The organism is Streptomyces olivochromogenes (genome assembly GCF_021538895.1).
Classification (GTDB): Bacteria; Actinomycetota; Actinomycetes; order Streptomycetales; family Streptomycetaceae; genus Streptomyces; species Streptomyces olivochromogenes_A.
In genome coordinates this window covers 1-15,681 of record NZ_JADDRL010000166.1, presented here as the reverse complement: position 1 = coordinate 15,681, position 15,681 = coordinate 1, and the positions used below count along the sequence as shown (strand labels likewise).

Annotated in this window: 15 protein-coding genes and 1 tRNA gene; 9 read left to right on the top strand and 7 right to left on the bottom strand. The window is 73.4% G+C overall.

What is annotated here, in order from left to right; genetic code table 11:
• The 3 genes from IPZ69_RS43305 to IPZ69_RS43295 form a co-directional block, all read right to left on the bottom strand.
• Positions 1-451 (bottom strand): cellulose binding domain-containing protein (locus IPZ69_RS43305; RefSeq protein ID WP_235460389.1); only part of this gene is annotated, 451 nt, incomplete at its 3' end.
• A gap of 107 nt (positions 452-558) precedes the next feature.
• Positions 559-1,962: a sensor histidine kinase gene (locus IPZ69_RS43300; RefSeq protein ID WP_235460388.1), complete on the bottom strand. Its 1,404-nt coding sequence runs from the start codon at positions 1,960-1,962 to the stop codon at positions 559-561.
• Positions 1,959-2,666, bottom strand: coding sequence for a response regulator transcription factor (locus IPZ69_RS43295; RefSeq protein WP_235460387.1), 708 nt, complete (start codon positions 2,664-2,666; stop codon positions 1,959-1,961). The genes IPZ69_RS43300 and IPZ69_RS43295 overlap by 4 nt, the downstream gene beginning before the upstream one ends.
• A gap of 99 nt (positions 2,667-2,765) precedes the next feature.
• Here IPZ69_RS43295 and IPZ69_RS43290 point away from each other — a divergent pair, with 99 nt between their 5' ends.
• Entirely contained in the window at positions 2,766-3,278 is a 513-nt protein-coding gene (locus IPZ69_RS43290) for a hypothetical protein (RefSeq protein ID WP_235460386.1), read from the top strand.
• A gap of 37 nt (positions 3,279-3,315) precedes the next feature.
• Here IPZ69_RS43290 and IPZ69_RS43285 read toward each other — a convergent pair whose 3' ends face one another.
• On the bottom strand, positions 3,316-4,185 hold the full coding sequence (locus IPZ69_RS43285) for a spermidine synthase (RefSeq protein ID WP_235460385.1): 870 nt from the start codon (positions 4,183-4,185) through the stop codon (positions 3,316-3,318).
• A 220-nt stretch (positions 4,186-4,405) separates the two neighbouring features.
• Positions 4,406-4,819 (bottom strand): hypothetical protein, encoded by a 414-nt coding sequence (locus IPZ69_RS43280; protein ID WP_235460384.1) that lies wholly within the window; start codon positions 4,817-4,819, stop codon positions 4,406-4,408.
• A gap of 249 nt (positions 4,820-5,068) precedes the next feature.
• Between IPZ69_RS43280 and IPZ69_RS43275 the strand changes: the two genes are divergently transcribed.
• Entirely contained in the window at positions 5,069-6,475 is a 1,407-nt protein-coding gene (locus IPZ69_RS43275) for a hypothetical protein (protein WP_235460383.1), read from the top strand.
• Positions 6,476-6,541: 66 nt separating this feature from the next.
• On the opposite strand, the gene IPZ69_RS43270 is transcribed toward IPZ69_RS43275, so the two are convergent.
• The gene (locus IPZ69_RS43270; protein WP_235460382.1) at positions 6,542-7,138 is read right to left on the bottom strand and encodes a histidine phosphatase family protein; all 597 of its coding nucleotides are present in this window, start codon (positions 7,136-7,138) and stop codon (positions 6,542-6,544) included.
• A gap of 210 nt (positions 7,139-7,348) precedes the next feature.
• Here IPZ69_RS43270 and IPZ69_RS43265 point away from each other — a divergent pair, with 210 nt between their 5' ends.
• From IPZ69_RS43265 to IPZ69_RS43235, 7 genes are all read left to right on the top strand, one after another.
• Positions 7,349-8,302, top strand: coding sequence for a phosphatase PAP2 family protein (locus IPZ69_RS43265; RefSeq protein WP_235460381.1), 954 nt, complete (start codon positions 7,349-7,351; stop codon positions 8,300-8,302).
• Positions 8,199-9,479, top strand: a complete 1,281-nt coding sequence (locus IPZ69_RS43260) for a hypothetical protein (protein ID WP_374295895.1) — start codon at positions 8,199-8,201, stop codon at positions 9,477-9,479. The genes IPZ69_RS43265 and IPZ69_RS43260 overlap by 104 nt, the downstream gene beginning before the upstream one ends.
• Positions 9,470-11,065 carry a hypothetical protein gene (locus IPZ69_RS43255; protein ID WP_235460380.1) on the top strand — a complete coding sequence of 532 codons (1,596 nt, stop codon included), beginning with the start codon at positions 9,470-9,472 and terminating at the stop codon, positions 11,063-11,065. The genes IPZ69_RS43260 and IPZ69_RS43255 overlap by 10 nt, the downstream gene beginning before the upstream one ends.
• The gene (locus IPZ69_RS43250) at positions 11,062-12,399 is read left to right on the top strand and encodes an AAA domain-containing protein (protein WP_235460379.1); all 1,338 of its coding nucleotides are present in this window, start codon (positions 11,062-11,064) and stop codon (positions 12,397-12,399) included. Before IPZ69_RS43255 ends, IPZ69_RS43250 begins: the two co-directional genes overlap by 4 nt.
• A gap of 424 nt (positions 12,400-12,823) precedes the next feature.
• Positions 12,824-13,195 carry a hypothetical protein gene (locus tag IPZ69_RS43245; RefSeq protein ID WP_235460378.1) on the top strand — a complete coding sequence of 124 codons (372 nt, stop codon included), beginning with the start codon at positions 12,824-12,826 and terminating at the stop codon, positions 13,193-13,195.
• A 117-nt stretch (positions 13,196-13,312) separates the two neighbouring features.
• The gene (locus IPZ69_RS43240; RefSeq protein WP_235460377.1) at positions 13,313-13,873 is read left to right on the top strand and encodes a hypothetical protein; all 561 of its coding nucleotides are present in this window, start codon (positions 13,313-13,315) and stop codon (positions 13,871-13,873) included.
• Positions 13,864-13,937: transfer RNA gene (locus IPZ69_RS43235), tRNA-Lys, on the top strand. Before IPZ69_RS43240 ends, IPZ69_RS43235 begins: the two co-directional genes overlap by 10 nt.
• Positions 13,938-14,038: 101 nt before the next feature.
• On the opposite strand, the gene IPZ69_RS43230 is transcribed toward IPZ69_RS43235, so the two are convergent.
• Positions 14,039-15,253: a M6 family metalloprotease domain-containing protein gene (locus IPZ69_RS43230; protein ID WP_235460390.1), complete on the bottom strand. Its 1,215-nt coding sequence runs from the start codon at positions 15,251-15,253 to the stop codon at positions 14,039-14,041.
• Positions 15,254-15,681: the final 428 nt, after the last annotated feature.

Here is a 15,681-nt window from a genome sequence, read left to right as displayed (position 1 = left end):
GACCGCTCGGCTCGGGCGTCGCGGTGTCGTCGGCGGAACACTTCGCGTTGTCGATGCGGCAACCGGTCGGCGCGCCGGTGCCGTTCACCACGAAGCCGACGGTGACGGACTTGCCGGGCGCCAGCCCGTCCGTGTCCCACTTCGGCGGCTTCACGGTGACGTGCTGCCCGCTCACGCTCGACTCGCCGTTCCACAGGGAGCTGAGCTTCGTGCCTGCCGGCAGGTCGAACTCCAGCGTCCAGTCCTTCTCCGCACGGTCGCTGTTGTTCGTGACGACGTACTGCCCGGTGTACCCCGTCGACCAGTCGCTGGTCCTGGTGTACGCGGCGCCGACCCCGGCGGCGTGCGCGATGCCGCTGAACATGATCGCTCCGCCGCCGACCACGGCCGCGGCCACCAGACCGCCGATCGTCTTGTTCCTGCCACTGATCCTGCGCCGGTGGGTACTCATGCGCGTGCCTGCCTTCGCTCTTCCGGGTGGGGTGCGGCAGCACGCTAGCGGCCGAGAATCGGACAAACTGCCTGATCGGGGCGGCCGTTGAGGATCTTAGGGTGCGCTTAAGGAAGGGATCGGGAACGGTTAAAGGTAGAGACCAATCTGCGGGCGCGGCGGCGGCGCACGGCGCCCCGGTGGCCCCTGCGCACCGGTTCGCGCCCGTCCAGCTGGATCCAGATCCGCACCTCGGTGCCGCCCAGCACCGACGAGCCGATCCGCACGTCACCGCCGGTGGACTCGGCGAGCCGGCGCACGATGTCCAGGCCGAGGCCGGTCGAACCGTCGGTGCCGGAGCCGCGGCCCCGGGCCATCGCGGCCTCGGGGTCGGGTATGCCGGGGCCCGCGTCCGAGACCAGCACGATCACCGCGTCCTCCCCGTTGTGCACGTCGACCGCGAAGGCCGTGCCCTCCGCGGTGTGCCGGAAGACGTTGCCGAGCAGGGCGTCGAGGGCCGCGGCCAGGTCGGCGCGGGCCACGGGTATGCGCACCGGCCGGTCCACGCCGGCCACCCGCCACTTGCGGCCCTCGTCCTCGGCCAGCGCGGACCAGAACCCCATCCGCTCGCGGACGACTTCGCCCGCGTCGCAGCCGGCGCCGGGACCGGCGGCCACGGTCTGCGGCTTGGCCTCCCGGGCCGTACGGATGATCGTGTCGACCTCGCGCTCCAGCTGGGCCACGGCGGCCCGGGTCTGCTCGGCCGCCGGGCCGTCGCCCAGTGAGGCCGCGTTCAGCCGGAGGACCGTGAGCGGGGTGCGCAGCCGGTGGGAGAGGTCGGCCGCCAGCTCCCGTTCGTTCGCCAGGAGTTGGACCACCTGGTCGGCCATGGAGTTGAACGCCACGGCGGCCAGCCGCAGTTCGTTCGGCCCCTCCTCCGGCACCCTCGCCCCGAGTTTGCCCTCCCCGAGCTCGTGCGCGCCCTCGACCAGCCGCTGGGCGGGCTGCACCATCCGTCCGCCCAGCCGGTCGGCGACGGCGACCGAGCCGAGGATCAGCGCGACGCCGACCGCGGCGAGGACCGCCCAGGCCGTACCCACACCGTTGCTGACCTCGGACTCGGGGACGTACACCTCGACGACGGCTATCGCGCCGGAGCTCAGCGCGACCGGCTGGAGCAGGGTGGAGCCGCCGGGCACCTCCGTGGTGGAAGCGCGGCCCAGTCGGCGCACCGTCGCGATGTCCCGGTCCGCGGCGCGCTGCCGACCGAGGTCGACGGCCGCCGTGTCGTCGACGGCGGGTATGTGCACGGCCATCCCGGCGTCCGAGCCCGCGGAGGCGACGACCCGCTCCAGCTTGTCCCTGTCGGTGGTGATGGACAGCGCCGGGGCGAGGGCGGCGGCCTCGCGCTCGGCGTTGGAGAAGGCGCGGTCCCGGGCCATCTCCTTGATGACCAGTCCGAGCGGGACCGCGAAGGCGACCACGACCATGGTGGTGACCGCCAGACAGACCTTGACCAGTGCCCATCTCATCGCGACGGCTCCGCTCCCTGGGGCGGTTCGAGCTTCACGCCGACGCCGCGCAGGGTGTGCAGATAGCGCGGGCGGGCTGCGGTCTCCCCCAATTTCCGCCGCAGCCATGACAGATGGACGTCTATGGTCTGGTCGTCGCCGTACGACTGCTGCCAGACCTCGGCGAGCAGTTCCTTGCGCGGGACGACGACGCCGGGCCGGCCGGCCAGGAAGGCGAGCAGGTCGAACTCGCGGCGGGTCAGATCGAGCCGTGCGCCGTCGAGTTCGGCCTGGCGGCGCAGCGGGTCGACGGTCAGGCCGCCGACCCGGATCACGGCGGAGGGCGGGACCTCGCCGGTGGTCGCGCGGGCACGGCGCAGCACGGCGGCGATACGGGCCGACAGGTGTTCGACCGAGAACGGCTTCGTGAGGTAGTCGTCCGCGCCCGCGTTGAGCAGCCGGACGACCTCCGTCTCGTCGTCGCGCGCGGTGGCGATGATGACGGGCACGTCGGTGATGCCGCGCAGCATCTTCAGGGCCTCGGACCCGTCCAGATCGGGCAGGCCGAGGTCCAGGATGACCACGTCGAAACGGAAATGGGCGACCTCGCGCAGCGCCTCCAGCGCCGTGCCGACGCTGCGCACGGTGTGCGAGGCGTCGGTCAGATGCCGGATGAGCGCCGAGCGTACGAACTGGTCGTCCTCGACCACGAGCACACTTGCCATGCGCCGCACCGTACGCCATGCGGCCGATGCCGGTCCGGCGCCTGTGGATAACTCCGACCATGTGCGTCCGGTGGGACACGTGAGGCAGTATGGCCCGCGATGCGCAAGGGACTCGTACACGTACTGGCTTGGTCGCTCGCCACGGGCGCGGCGGTCACGCTGTCGTGGTGGGGTGTCCACACGGTCATGGCGGGGACCGCCTACGACCCGCCGCGCGCCCTGCCCATCACGGCGGCCGACGCGACCACGCAGCGGTCGAAGCCGCTGGCGTCGTCGACGGCCCGGCCGCCTGCCGCGTCCGAGAGCCCCTCCGGCAAGCCGTCCGCGTCCGCCACGCCGACGCCCTCACGCACCCCGACCCGCAAGCTCAGCCCCTCCCCCGGCTCCGCCGGGCAGATCAAGGGTTACGACACCGACGGCGGGCGCGCGGTCTTCGACCTGGGCACGACGAGCGCGACGCTGGTCTCGGCGACGCCGGGCACCGGCTGGTCGATGCAGGTGTGGAAGACGGAGTCGTGGATCCGGGTGGAGTTCAGCAGGGGCGCGGACCGGGTGTCGGTGTTCTGCACGTGGCACGACGGACCGCCGCGGGTGGAGATCGGCACCTACTGAGCGGCCCTGCCTCGCGCGGGACTTGAGCCCGTCGCGGTCAGCGGAACACGGAGGGCGGCGGGGCCGGTGAGGCGACCGCCGCGGAGTCCGTCACGGGGACGGCTCCGCCGGTGAAGTCGGTGAGGGACCTGCCGTGTTCGACCCGGGCCGGGTGCGGGTCGGAGGCGGCTCGGCGGGTCAGTTCGGCGACCGGCAGCGGGCCGTCCGAGGCGACGAGGACGGCGTTGCCGAACCGTTTGCCGCGCAGCACGGCCGGGTCGGCGACCAGCGCGAGTTCGGCGAAGCGGGCGGCGGCGGTGGCTATCTGGCCGCGCAGATGGGCGAGCGGCGGGCCGTCGGCGAGGTTGGCGGCGAAGACGCCGGCGGGCCGCAGGGTCCGGCGTACCTCGTCGAGGAACTCGGTCGAGGTGAGGTGGGCGGGCGTACGGGCCCCGCTGAACACGTCGGCTATGACCAGGTCCGCCCAGCCGTCCGGCACCTTGGCGAGGCCCTCGCGGGCGTCCACCGACCGCACCCGCATCCGGGCGCCCTGGTCCAGCGGAAGCTCACGGCGGACCAGCTGGACGAGGCTCGCGTCGCGCTCGACGATCTGCTGGGTGGAGCGGGGGCGGGTCGCGGCGACGTACCGGGCGAGGGTGAAGGCGCCGCCGCCGAGGTGCACGGCCTGGACGGGCTTGCCGGGCGGGGCGAGCAGGTCGATGACGTGCCCGAGCCGCCGCTGGTACTCGAAGGAGAGGTACGCCGGGTCGTCGAGGTCGACGTGCGACTGCGGGGCGCCGTCGATCAGCAGCGTCCAGGCCCGGCCGCGGTCGGGATCGGGTATGAGCTGCGCCAGGCCGCCGTCGACGGCCTCGGTGACGGCTTCGACGGCCACCGACCTGCGCCGCGGACTCCTGGACTTCCCCATCGAACCATTTTCGCAGGCCCGGAACGTGCCTGCCGGACGGGGCGCCGGGAGCGGCGGCGGGCGGGAAAGCGGCGGCCGGTCGGGCCACGCCGACGGCGACCCGTGGAACCGGCAACGCGGCAGCCGGTCGGGCCACATCGACAGCGGCCCGTGGATCCGGCAACGCGGCGGTCCGCCGGACGCAACCCCGGCGCCGACCCCCCCGGACCGCCAGAAGAGCTCAGCGGCAGCTGTCCGCCGCCTCGATCAGGCGGGCCGCCTCGCCCAAGGCTCGGCGCAGGACCGCCGGGTCGGTGGCGAGGTCGGCCTCGCCGGGGGGCAGGAGCCAGTCCGAGCCCTCCACCGGCGGCTCGGGGGGCAGGCTCAGCCCGCGGCCGTCGGTCTTCGTGCAGGTGCTCCCCGGGACGTCCCAGGCGGCCGCGGTCCCCGGCGGCACCAGGAAGCCGAGCGTGTCGCACTCGTCGTCGTGCAGGACGGGCCCCACCGAGTCCCCGGCCCCCCGCCGCAGGATGTCCACCGCCTCCAGCCCCTGCCGGGCCGGCACCGTCACGAGGTCGCAGCCCACATCGCACGCCGTACTGGCCGACATGCAGGGATCGTTGCTCCGGCTGGTCTCCATTCCGGCCTCCACCACACAGCCCTTCGCGGTCCACCCCCTCCAACGCGGCTCCGCGTCAACGGCTACGGCGCAAGTGCGCCGCAAAGGATGGCAGTTCATGGCAGATCGTGGATGAGATATCCGGTTTGTAGCCAAACGCAGCGTGGCGAGTCCGATACAGCGGGTACGTTCTTGCCCGCCGGAATCAGAGTGCCACACGGGCGACTTGCCCCTGTTCCCCCCGAATCCGGCATGGTTCGACGGTTCGCACGAGAGGACCCGGCCATGGCGTCGTCAATGGTGACCTCGTCGCAGCCCAACCGGCCGCCGCGGCCCAACCTCGCTTTCCGGCAGCTGCGCGGCCACCGTTCACCGGCGGAGTTCGCCGCGCTGGTACGGCGGGCCGCCCGCGAGATCGGTGAGCGGGTGAGCTGTGACGCGCGCTACGTCGGCCGGGTGGAGGCGGGTGAGATCCGCTGCCCGAACTACGCGTACGAACGGGTGTTCCTGCACATGTTCCCCGGTCGCACGCTCGCCGACCTCGGCTTCGCGCCCCGCTCGTCCGTCCGCGGACGCGCAGCGCGCCCGGAACCCGCCGCGACGGGTGAGACGCCGGGGGCCTTAGAGCCGTATGACACGCAGGACCCGTACGACACGCACGAGAACCACGAGGAGAGCGACGTGCTGCGTCGCGCATTCATGACCGGCGGGGGCGCCACGGTTGCCGCCGCGCTGGGCCCGTTCGGGCTCACCATCGACGCCGCGGCCGCGGAGCAGCCGACCCGCCGCGCCGGGTCCTCAGAGGCGGCAGCCCTGGAGGAGGCCGTCCGCAGAATCCGGTTGCTCGACGACCGGCACGGCGCAGACGGCCTGTACCGGCGCGCGGCGGCTCCGCTGCGCGCCGCGTACGAGCTGTTGGACGCCGGGGCGACCCGGCAGACGACCGTCGACCGGCTGCACTCGGGCGCAGGTGAACTGGCCATCTCGGTGGGCTGGTTGGCCCACGACTCCGGCCGCTTCGACGACGCCCGCTCGCACTACGCCGAGGCACTGGCCACCGCCCGGATGACCGGGGACGACGCCCTGGAGGCGCACGCGTTCTGCAACACGGCGTTCCTGGCCCGGGACGCGGGCCGGCCCCGGGAGGCGGTGCGCGCGGCGCAGGCGGCCCAGCGGGTGGGGCGCCCGCTGGGCTCCGCGCGGCTGATGTCGCTGCTCGCGCTGCGCGAGGCGGGCGGCTGGGCGGGGCTCGCCGACCGCACCGGGTGCGAACAGGCCCTGGCCCGGGCGCAGGCCCTCTTCGAGCGGGGCCACTCGGACGCCGATCCCGAGTGGATGAGCTTCTACGGAGAGGCCGAGCTGGAGGGGCTGGAGGCGCAGTGCTGGTCGACGCTGGGCGACTGGCCGCGCGCGGCCCGGCACGCGCGCCGCGCCGCCCAGCTGCAGGATCCGCACTTCACCCGGAACATCGCCCTGTACACCGCCGAACTCGCCGACGACCTCGCGCGCGGGGGACGGCCCGACGAGGCCGCGCTGGCCGGGATTCAGGTCCTCGACCTGCTGGACCAGGTGCAGTCCTCCCGCATCCAGACGATGCTGGCGGGAACCGCCCGGGTGCTGCTGCCGCACCGGCGGGCCTCCGGGGTGTCGGAGTTCCTGGAGCGGCACACGAGTCTGCCCCGGCCGATGTGAGCGACGGCGGGCCCGGACGGCCTGGTGGACCCGTGCGGCCGGGCAGGCCTGCGCGACCTGGTGGGTCTACGCGGCCAGGTGCCCCAGGTCGTTCCAGCTCTCTATCGCGGGTTCGCCGTAGGCCCAGCCAAGGATCGACAGTGACGTCGGGTTGAGGCGGATGCGGGCGGCGAAGTCCAGGGGAAGACCCAGCCAGCGGGCGCCTATGGAGCGCAGGATGTGGCCGTGCGCGAAGACCAGGACGTCCCGGTCCGCCGCCCGGGCCCAGGCCACCACCTCGTCCGCCCTCGCCGTCACCTCGGCGAGGGTCTCGCCCTCGGGCACCCCGTCCCGCCAGATCAGCCAGCCGGGCCGGACGGCCTGGATGTCGGCCGGGGTCAGGCCCTCGTAGGCGCCGTAATCCCACTCCATGAGGGTGTCCCAGACCGTCGCGCGCTCGCCGAACCCGGCGAGTTCGCACGTCTCACGCGCGCGTGCCAGCGGGCTGGTGCGCACCTCGACCCCGGCCAGCCCGTCGAACGGCGCCCGGTGCAGCCGCTCCCCGAGCACCTTGGCGCCCTGGCGGCCCTCCTCCAGGAGGGGCACATCCGTCCGGCCGGTGTGCTTGCCGGACAACGACCATGCGGTCTGTCCGTGCCGGGCCAGCAGGATGCGCGGTGCCATGGGGGCCTTTCCGGGACGGGCGAAGAGGAACGCGAGGAGAAATCGGAGGCGGGACCCCTCCATCATCGCGCACGCTGTCCTCGGGCAACCCGGGGGGCAATAGCGGCGTCTTTGAGGGCTGGAGCGGCCCGCACGGGCGACATGGACACACCGTAAAGTGTCACGGTCGGCCCGCCGGGCGCCGCGTGGGAGAAGGGGGAGGGCGATCGGATGCCGCAGACCGAGACAGAGGGCACCGAGGTGTCCCCGCGGACCCGGCTGCGCTGGTGGACCGAGCTGCCGCTGATCCTTCTCGTGTACGGAAGCTACTCGGCCGGCCGCCTCCTCGCCCGGGGCGACGTCTCCACCGCCGTCGACCACGGCCTGGCGATCCTGCGCATCGAGAAGGCCCTGTACCTCAACGCCGAGCACCCGCTCAACCGGTTGTTCACCCGCGAGGCGTGGCTCGGCGTACCGGCCGACTTCTGGTACGCCTCGCTGCACTACCTGGTCACCCCGGTGATCCTGGTCTGGATCTTCAGGTTCCGCACGGCGCACTACCGGGCGGCCCGCACCTGGCTGATGACGTCCACGTTCATCGGTCTGATCGGCTTCACGCTGCTGCCCACCTGCCCGCCCCGCCTGCTCACGGCGGGCCACGGCTTCGTCGACACCATGGCCCAGTACAGCTCGTACGGCTGGTGGGCCGGCGACGCCAGCGCCCCGCGCGGCATGGGCGCCATGACCAACCAGTACGCGGCCATGCCGAGCCTGCACGTGGGCTGGGCCCTGTGGTGCGGCGTGATGCTGTGGCGGTACGGCGGTACGCGCATCACGAGGGTCGCCGGCGTCGCCTACCCGCTGTTCACCGCGATCGTGGTCATGGGCACCGCCAACCACTACTTCCTCGACGCGGTCGCCGGCGCCGCCGTGATGGGCGTCGGCCTGCTGCTCGCGCCGCACGTGATGCGGATCGTGGACCGTGTGCGGGGGCGGCTGCGGCCGCGTTCCACGGTCGTCGCACAGGGCTCGGGCGCCGCGGTTTCCTCGATTGTCAGTGGCGGATGCCAGACTTCCGCGGGTGAGCGAATTCCACGGCAGCGCGAGGAGCGGCTCGGAGACCCGGCCGAGCCGGACGCCTCTCCCACCGACGCGGGCGAAGGCGCTCCGGCAGCGGCTCGCTGAGCTGCGCGGACCGGACGTACCGGCGAAGGCACTGGACGCGCGCGCCCTCGCGGCGCTCGCCGCGAATCCCGGGTGCCGACGGCGGGCGATCCTGGACGGCGCCGGGGTGGACAAGACGGCGCTGGCGAGCGCGATCGGCGCGCCGTCCTCCTTCGGACAGTCGCAGTTCGCCTTCATCCGGGGCAACGCGTTCGAGGCGCGGGTGAAGGCCGACGGCGGCGCCGAGCTGCTGCGGCTCGCGCACACCCGGCTGGACCCCGGCGCCGAACCGCCGCGCGAGGCACGGGTACCGGACCTGTCCGCGGCGGGCCCCGAGGGTCGTACGGCGCGTACGGCGCTGGCGCTGCGCGAGGCCACCGAGGCGCGCGGCTCCTGGACGCTGCTCAACCACCCGATGCTCGCCCTCGACGTGGCGGGCTGCCCCGCCTACCTCGAACCGGACGCGGTGGTCGTGCACCCGGACGGCGGCTGGACGGTCGTCGAGATCAAGTCCTTCCCGATGCTGGACGGTTCGGCGGATCCGGCGAAGGTGGGCGCGGCGGCGCGACAGGCCGCGGTGTACGTGCTGGCGCTTGAGGAAGTCGCGCGGCGTCTGACACCGGCTCCGCCCGTGCGTCACGAGGTGCTCCTGGTCTGCCCGAAGGACTTCACCAACCTGCCCACCGGCTGCGCCGTCGACGTCCGCAAGCAGCGTGCGGTCACCGCCCGGCAGCTGGTCCGGCTCACCCGGCTGCAGGACATCGCCGACACCCTGCCCGAGGGCACCTGCTTCGCCCCCGGTCTGCCGGCCGACGCGCTCACGGCCGCGGTCGACTCGGTGCCGGCGACGTACGCGCCCGAATGCCTGTCCGCCTGCGAAATGGCCTTCCACTGCCGGGAACGCTCCCGCGCGGCCGGCGCGGTGACCACCCTCGGCCGCCCGGTCCGCGCCGACCTGGGCAACCTCACCACGGTCGAGGACGTCCTGTCGGCGGCCCGCGGCGACAGCGGCGACCCGGACGACCCCGCGGTGGCGGCCCTGCGCAGGGCGGCGGCGCTGCGCGCGGAGGCACTGACGACGATCCCCGGCGCCCGAACCGGCCAGGACACGCTGCCCGCCGACCCGGACGCGGCCTCCGCCGACCCGGCCGCCGGTGACGCGCCGGCCGTCGGCCAGGAGGTGCCCTCGTGTCGCTGATCGCCACGCTCGCCCGGCTGGAGGCCGTCAGCACCGGCCGTGCCCGGCCCGCCGCCACCGTCCGGCACCGGCATCTGTCCGACCGCCCGCTGGTGTTCGTGCCGCTGACCACGGCCGGTGAGGCCGGAGCCCCGCTCGGGGCGCTGGTCGGCACCGACCGGGACGCGCCGCACCTGTTCGTGGTGCCGCAGCCCCGGGACCACGACCTGCGCTTCGCGTTCCTCGCGGAGCTGGCCGACGTCGTCCTGCCGTACATCGAGTCGTACACGGACACCGTGGAGGCCGCGGAGCGCAACGAGACCGACCCGCAGACCGGCAAGCGGGTCAAGGTCGAGGTCGACCTGTGCGCGGACGCCCCGCAGCTGATCGTGCCGAGCCGGGCGGGCGTCGACTTCGTCCGGCTGCTCGGCCGCTCCACGCGTTTTCGCCGCACCGCCGAGCAGGAGCCGGAGGCCCCCTACCCGGCGCCGCCCCGGGTGCCGTTGCTCGGGCGGTGGCTGACCCACTTCGGGGAGCGGGCCCGGGTGCCCGGCTCCGCGCTGCTGCCGGCCCTGACGGAGCTGCTGGCCCGGCACTGGGCGACCGGCCAGTCCAGCCTGGAGGACCAGCACCTGGGCAAGCTGCTCGCCTGGATCGACCCGCCCGAGGGCGCCTCGGGTGCCGAGGCGGCGCTGCGGGCCGAGCTCGCGCGGGACGCCGACGGCCAGCTGCTGTGCCCGCCCGCGGGCCCGGCCACCGACCCGGCGTTCGACAACAAGCTGCTCGCCCCGGCCATCGAGCGCTACGACCGGGCCCGCACCGCCCTCGCCGCCGCCGAGGACGGTCTGCAGGCCGACGACCGGCTCGCCGCGCTCACCGCGGCCGAGCGGGAGATCCGGGCGCTGGTGGCGAGCCGTACCCGGCCCACCTGGGACGCGGTGTGGCGGGGCATCGACCTGCTGCGGGCGCTGCCCGAGGGCGCGCACGTCGAGGAGCGGTGGACCCGCGACCGCTGGTCCTTCACCGGTCATCGCGACCGGGTGTTGGCCGGGGAGCCCCCGCAGCCGCGCCGGGACGACGCGGTCACCGCGGCCAACAAGCTGGCCACGCGCGAGCGCGAGCAGGCCCGGCTGGAGGCGCAGGAGGCGCTCGACGACCCGCTGGTGATGGCCGGGCGGCGGCTGTCCGGGGAGGCGTTCGCGGGCGAGGTCACGGAGGTCGTCATGGCGTACGGCGAGGGCAAGCGGCCCAGCCCGCGCCCCCTGGTCACCGTCCGCACGGACGACCGCCCGCACCTGGGCGAGCGGGCGAAGGTGTACCGCTCGCTGGGCGGAAAGCCGCAGGCCGCGGAGTACGTCGGGGATGAGGGCGAGGGCCTCGTCGTGCTGCGGATCGTCGACAAGATGGGCCGCGGCAAGGAGCCCGAGCCCGGTTCCGTGCCCGAGAAGGGCGACCGGCTCTGCTTCACGCTGTTCGAGCACGACCAGCGCGGCGGCGCCAAACTGCCCGACCCGGAGCAGACCCCGTGGACGCACGGCGGGCCGCCCGGTGAGGAGACGGCCGCGCCGGAGACGGCCGACCCCGTGACCGAGGAGGACATCCTGTGACGGCGCCGGTCCTCGACCCCGGTGCGGCGGCCGCCCGCGCCACCGACGCGATCCTCCGCGACACCCTGCACGGCACCGAACAGGGCGTGGTCGTGGACTCGCCGCCCGGTGCCGGCAAGTCGACGCTGGTCGTGCGGGCGGCGCTGGAGCTGGCCGACGCCGGGCGTCCGCTGATGGTGGTCGCGCAGACCAACGCGCAGGTCGACGACCTGGTGCTGCGGCTCGCCGAGAAGAACCCCGAGCTGCCCGTCGGTCGGCTGCACAGCAGCGACACGGACGCGTACGACAAGGCGCTGGACGACCTGCCGCAGGTGCGGAAGTCGGCGAAGGCGGCGGACCTGGCGGGGATCCCCGTCGTGCTGTCCACCGCCGCGAAGTGGGCGCACGTCAAGGTGGACGAGCCGTGGCGGCACGCGATCGTCGACGAGGCGTACCAGATGCGCTCGGACGCGCTGCTCGCCGTGGCCGGGCTGTTCGAGCGGGCGCTGTTCGTGGGCGACCCGGGTCAGCTGGACCCGTTCGCGATCGTGGGCAGTGAGCAGTGGGCGGGGCTGTCGTACGACCCCTCGGCCTCGGCGGTGACGACGCTGCTCGCGCACAATCCGGAGCTGCCGCAGCACCGCCTGCCGGTGTCCTGGCGGCTGCCGGCCTCGGCCGCGCACCTGGTCTCGGATGCCTTCTACCCGTACACGCCGTTCCGCAGCGGCACGGACCACGGCGACCGCAGCCTCTCCTTCGCGGTCCCGTCGGACGGCTCCGGCCCCGACCGGGTGATCGACGAGGCGGCGGAGTCGGGCTGGGGCCTGCTGGAGCTGCCCGCCCGGCACACCCCTCGTACCGACCCGGAGGCGGTGCGGGCGGTGGCGACGGTCGTACGGCGGCTGCTGGACCGGGGCGGCGCGGCGACGTCGGAGCGCTCACCGGACCCCGCCCCGCTGACCGCCGACCGGATCGCGGTCGGCACGGCACACCGGGACCAGGCGGCGGCGGTGCGGGCGGCGCTGGCGGAGCTGGGGGTGTCCGACGTCACCGTCGACACCGCGAACCGTCTGCAGGGCCGGGAGTTCGACGTCACGGTGGTCCTCCACCCGCTCTCCGGCCGCCCCGACGCCACCGCCTTCCACCTGGAGACGGGCCGCCTGTGCGTGCTGGCCTCCCGCCACCGCCAGGCCTGCATCGTGGTGTGCCGCTCCGGCGTGAGCGACCTCCTCGACGACTACCCCTCCACGGAACCGGTCCAACTCGGCACGGTCGTGAAGTTCCCGGACGGCTGGGAGGCGAACCACGCGGTCCTCGCCCACCTCGCGGAACACCGGGTGGTGTGGCGTCCGTGACGGCAGACGATGGTGTGGCAACCGTGACCGCAGACGAGGAGGCCACCCTGACACGCTCGGCGAAGCACCGGCTGGTGACGGCACACGCACACACCGGCAGCCCAACGACGCACGCGAACAGCAGCGCCGCCCACACGCCGGACGGAGTCCGGCACGCCGCCGGAGGCGGCCGATGAATACAGCCCGGACGGCTGGGAGGCGAACCACGCGGTCCTCGCCCACCTCGCGGAACACCGGGTGGTCTGGAAACCGTGACCGCGACCGACGGGGGTGTGGCCGGTGTGCGGGACGGGCAGGTCTGGACGGGTCGGGTTGGGGGCCACCGGAGGTTCGGTGGACCGAGGTGGGGTTGTGCGGGCGCGGGACAATGGACCGTGGCCCGGCCTGACGGCGGTGCCCAACGCAGCTATGAGGAGGAGCAGACATGGCGGAGCCCACGCCGCGTCGGAACGAACCGCGGCTACGCCCCGCGCCCCTGATCTTCGAGCCCGTGGAAGCGGCCTCCGACCCTGAGCACTTCTTCGATCTGGAGTCCATCGACGATCCGCGCGCGCTCCTGACCCGGGCCACGGAGCTGACGCAGGCGTTCCGGGCGGCCGCCGACCGGGCGATGGAGTTCCAGGCGATCGCGGCGGCCCAGCTGGCCGACCCGCGGCGGTTCGACCGGCTGACGCCCGCCGACATCGGCGAGCGGGCGGAGTGGACCGAGGACTACGCCAAGAAGATGATCGAGTTCGGGCGGGATCTGATGCGCGGGTCCGGCCCCGAGGGACGGGGCCCCGAGGAGTCGCTCTGAGTGAGCCACCCGCATGGCATATGCCAGGCGGGCAAGATACTCCTTGCCACCCCCTCCCGTCCCCGTTTTGCGCAACCCTCCGGGACGGCCCGCTCACCGGCGGTAGATGTATGCGCCATGAGCAACACACAGAATGTCACCACCGACGGCGCCGCCTGGCTCTCCTCCGCAGGAACGTATCCCCGTAGCACGCTCGCGTTCTGGTGCGAGCGGCCCGACGCCCCGGTGGTCCTGCCCTGCGGCACCGCCTTCGACGTGGTGAACGCACCGGCGCTCTTCGGCCGCCGCATGCTGGACCGGTTATGGGAAGAGGGCCCCGGCTCCGGTCCGGTCGCGGTGTTCCGGGGCCGCATGCTCCTGTTCGCCGCCGCCGGCACGGCCCAGCGGCTCCCCTCGCTGCTGACCTGGGAGGAGTGGGGCCGTACGGGAGGTGTTCCGCCGCTCCTGTGCCACGGCACCGGCGACGCCGTGACCGTCCCCGCCCTCACCGGCGACGACTCCCCCGCCCCCGGCGGCTCCCGCTGGCTGGTCGCCCCCGACACCCGGCACCCCTGGCTGCCCGGCCCCGAGATCCTGCTCTGGGCGGCGGTGCGGGCGGCCCGCGCGGGCGTGCGGATATCGATTTTTCCTCCCGCCGATCAGGATGCTAAGGTCTACGACGTCAGCAGGCGCCGCTAGCTCAGTTGGTTAGAGCAGCTGACTCTTAATCAGCGGGTCCGGGGTTCGAGTCCCTGGCGGCGCACGCGCATACGAGGGCGGGTCACGTTCGAGAGAACATGACCCGCCCTCGTCGTTGTGTTCCCAGAACAGCACGAGCGCTCGGAGCAGCAAAAACCCGGGCGCTCAGCCCTCCACCCCCGGTGTGATCTTCACCGTCCAGGCGCCCGACATCGTGCGCCCCTCCACCTCCACCTTCACGCCCTCGCCCGGCACCGTGAAGCTCTCCCCGAGGGCGACCGGTGCGTCGGCCAGCGGCGGGTACACCGAGTTCTCCCAGCAGGCCTCGGTGTCCGGATGGGCGTCCACGACTTCGATCGCCCCGTTCCCGGAGGCCACCTCGCCGCGCACCCGGTACACGAGCACGCCCTGCCGGCAGCCCGCGACGTCGTTCCCCGTCGAGCCGCGCGCCTCGAAGGCCAGCACGCTGTCCGGCCCGGTCCGCACGACGGCCAGTTTCGTGCCCGAGCCCAGGCCGAACGCGACATTGCCGGAGATGCCCGGGACGGAGCCGGCGGGCCCGGCGGAGAGCGGCTCCAGGGTCAGCCGCGCGGGACCGGTCCCCTGGATGCAGGCCACCTGACGGGGATCGAGCCAGCCCAGCTTCCACTTGTGCCAGGCGAACAGATCCGGGGACAGTCCGAACTGGCTGCCCATCAGGTCCCAGTCGCCGACGTACGTGTCCCAGTCCCCCTTGCCGTCCTCCGGGCGGTGGTACAGGTCCGGCAGGTCGAAGACGTGCCCCGTCTCGTGCGCGAGGACCAGCCGGTCCGGCGGATGCCGCTCGAAGACCGTCACGACCCGCTTCACCTCCGTGCCGTCGACCTCCTGCGGGGTGTCCAGATTGACGACCTTCGTCGCGTCGGAGTCCACGCCGGGCGCGTCCGGGTCGGCGACGAAGTAGACGACGTCGTAGCGCGAGAAGTCGACCTCCGGGTCGGCCACGGCGAAGGCGTCGCGCAGATAGGCGGCCCGGAGCGCGGGGTTCCAGTCCCGCCGTATGGCGTACGCCGTCGACGGCCGCGGCATGCTCACCCAGTGGGCCAGCGTGTGCGGGCGCAGCGTGAATCTGCCGTAGGAGGCCTGTTCGAAGAAGCGGCTGGTGGCCGGGAAGTGATCGGCGGCCAGTTCGTCGGGGGTGAGGTGCGGGGTTGCGTCCGGGAAGGAGAGGAACACCATCACCGCGTCGAGCGGGCCGGTCGGTCGGGTGTACGCCGGGTTCCACACGTCCACGCCCTCGGAGTGGTGCGCCTCGGTCCGGTGCAGGGCGCACGGCGCCGTGTCGAACGGCTCGGCGGCCGAGGGGCCCGTCAGGATCGTGGTCGTGGCGAGCGCCGACATCGTGGTGAACACGGCGGCGGCGCTGCGCAGATGGGGCGGCAAGGGAACCTCCGGGTGCGGAACTCGGGACACCGCTCCCAGACTGTGGGACTTTGCCGCACTACGCCCTGTTTGTCTGCACCGGAAGGGTGAGGAGTACCGGATGAGCCCAAGTGGGCGACACCCCGAAACACTCACGGAACGTCACAACCGGTCGGGGGCCCCAAGAACCCGTCCAGGTGCGGGCAGAAACGATCTGTCAGAACCGCCGCCCGGTCGTGGACACTGGACAGTGGCTGGAAGGCCCCAGAGCCAGCCTCTATGATCGGCACACTTTCCTGCACGGACCGAGATCGAGTGCACTGCGGGAGCGAGCGGTGAGCGGAACGTCCGAAGGGCCGACGCCCGCGGCAGACCTCGACCGGTCAGCCGTTACAGAGAGTGACCTC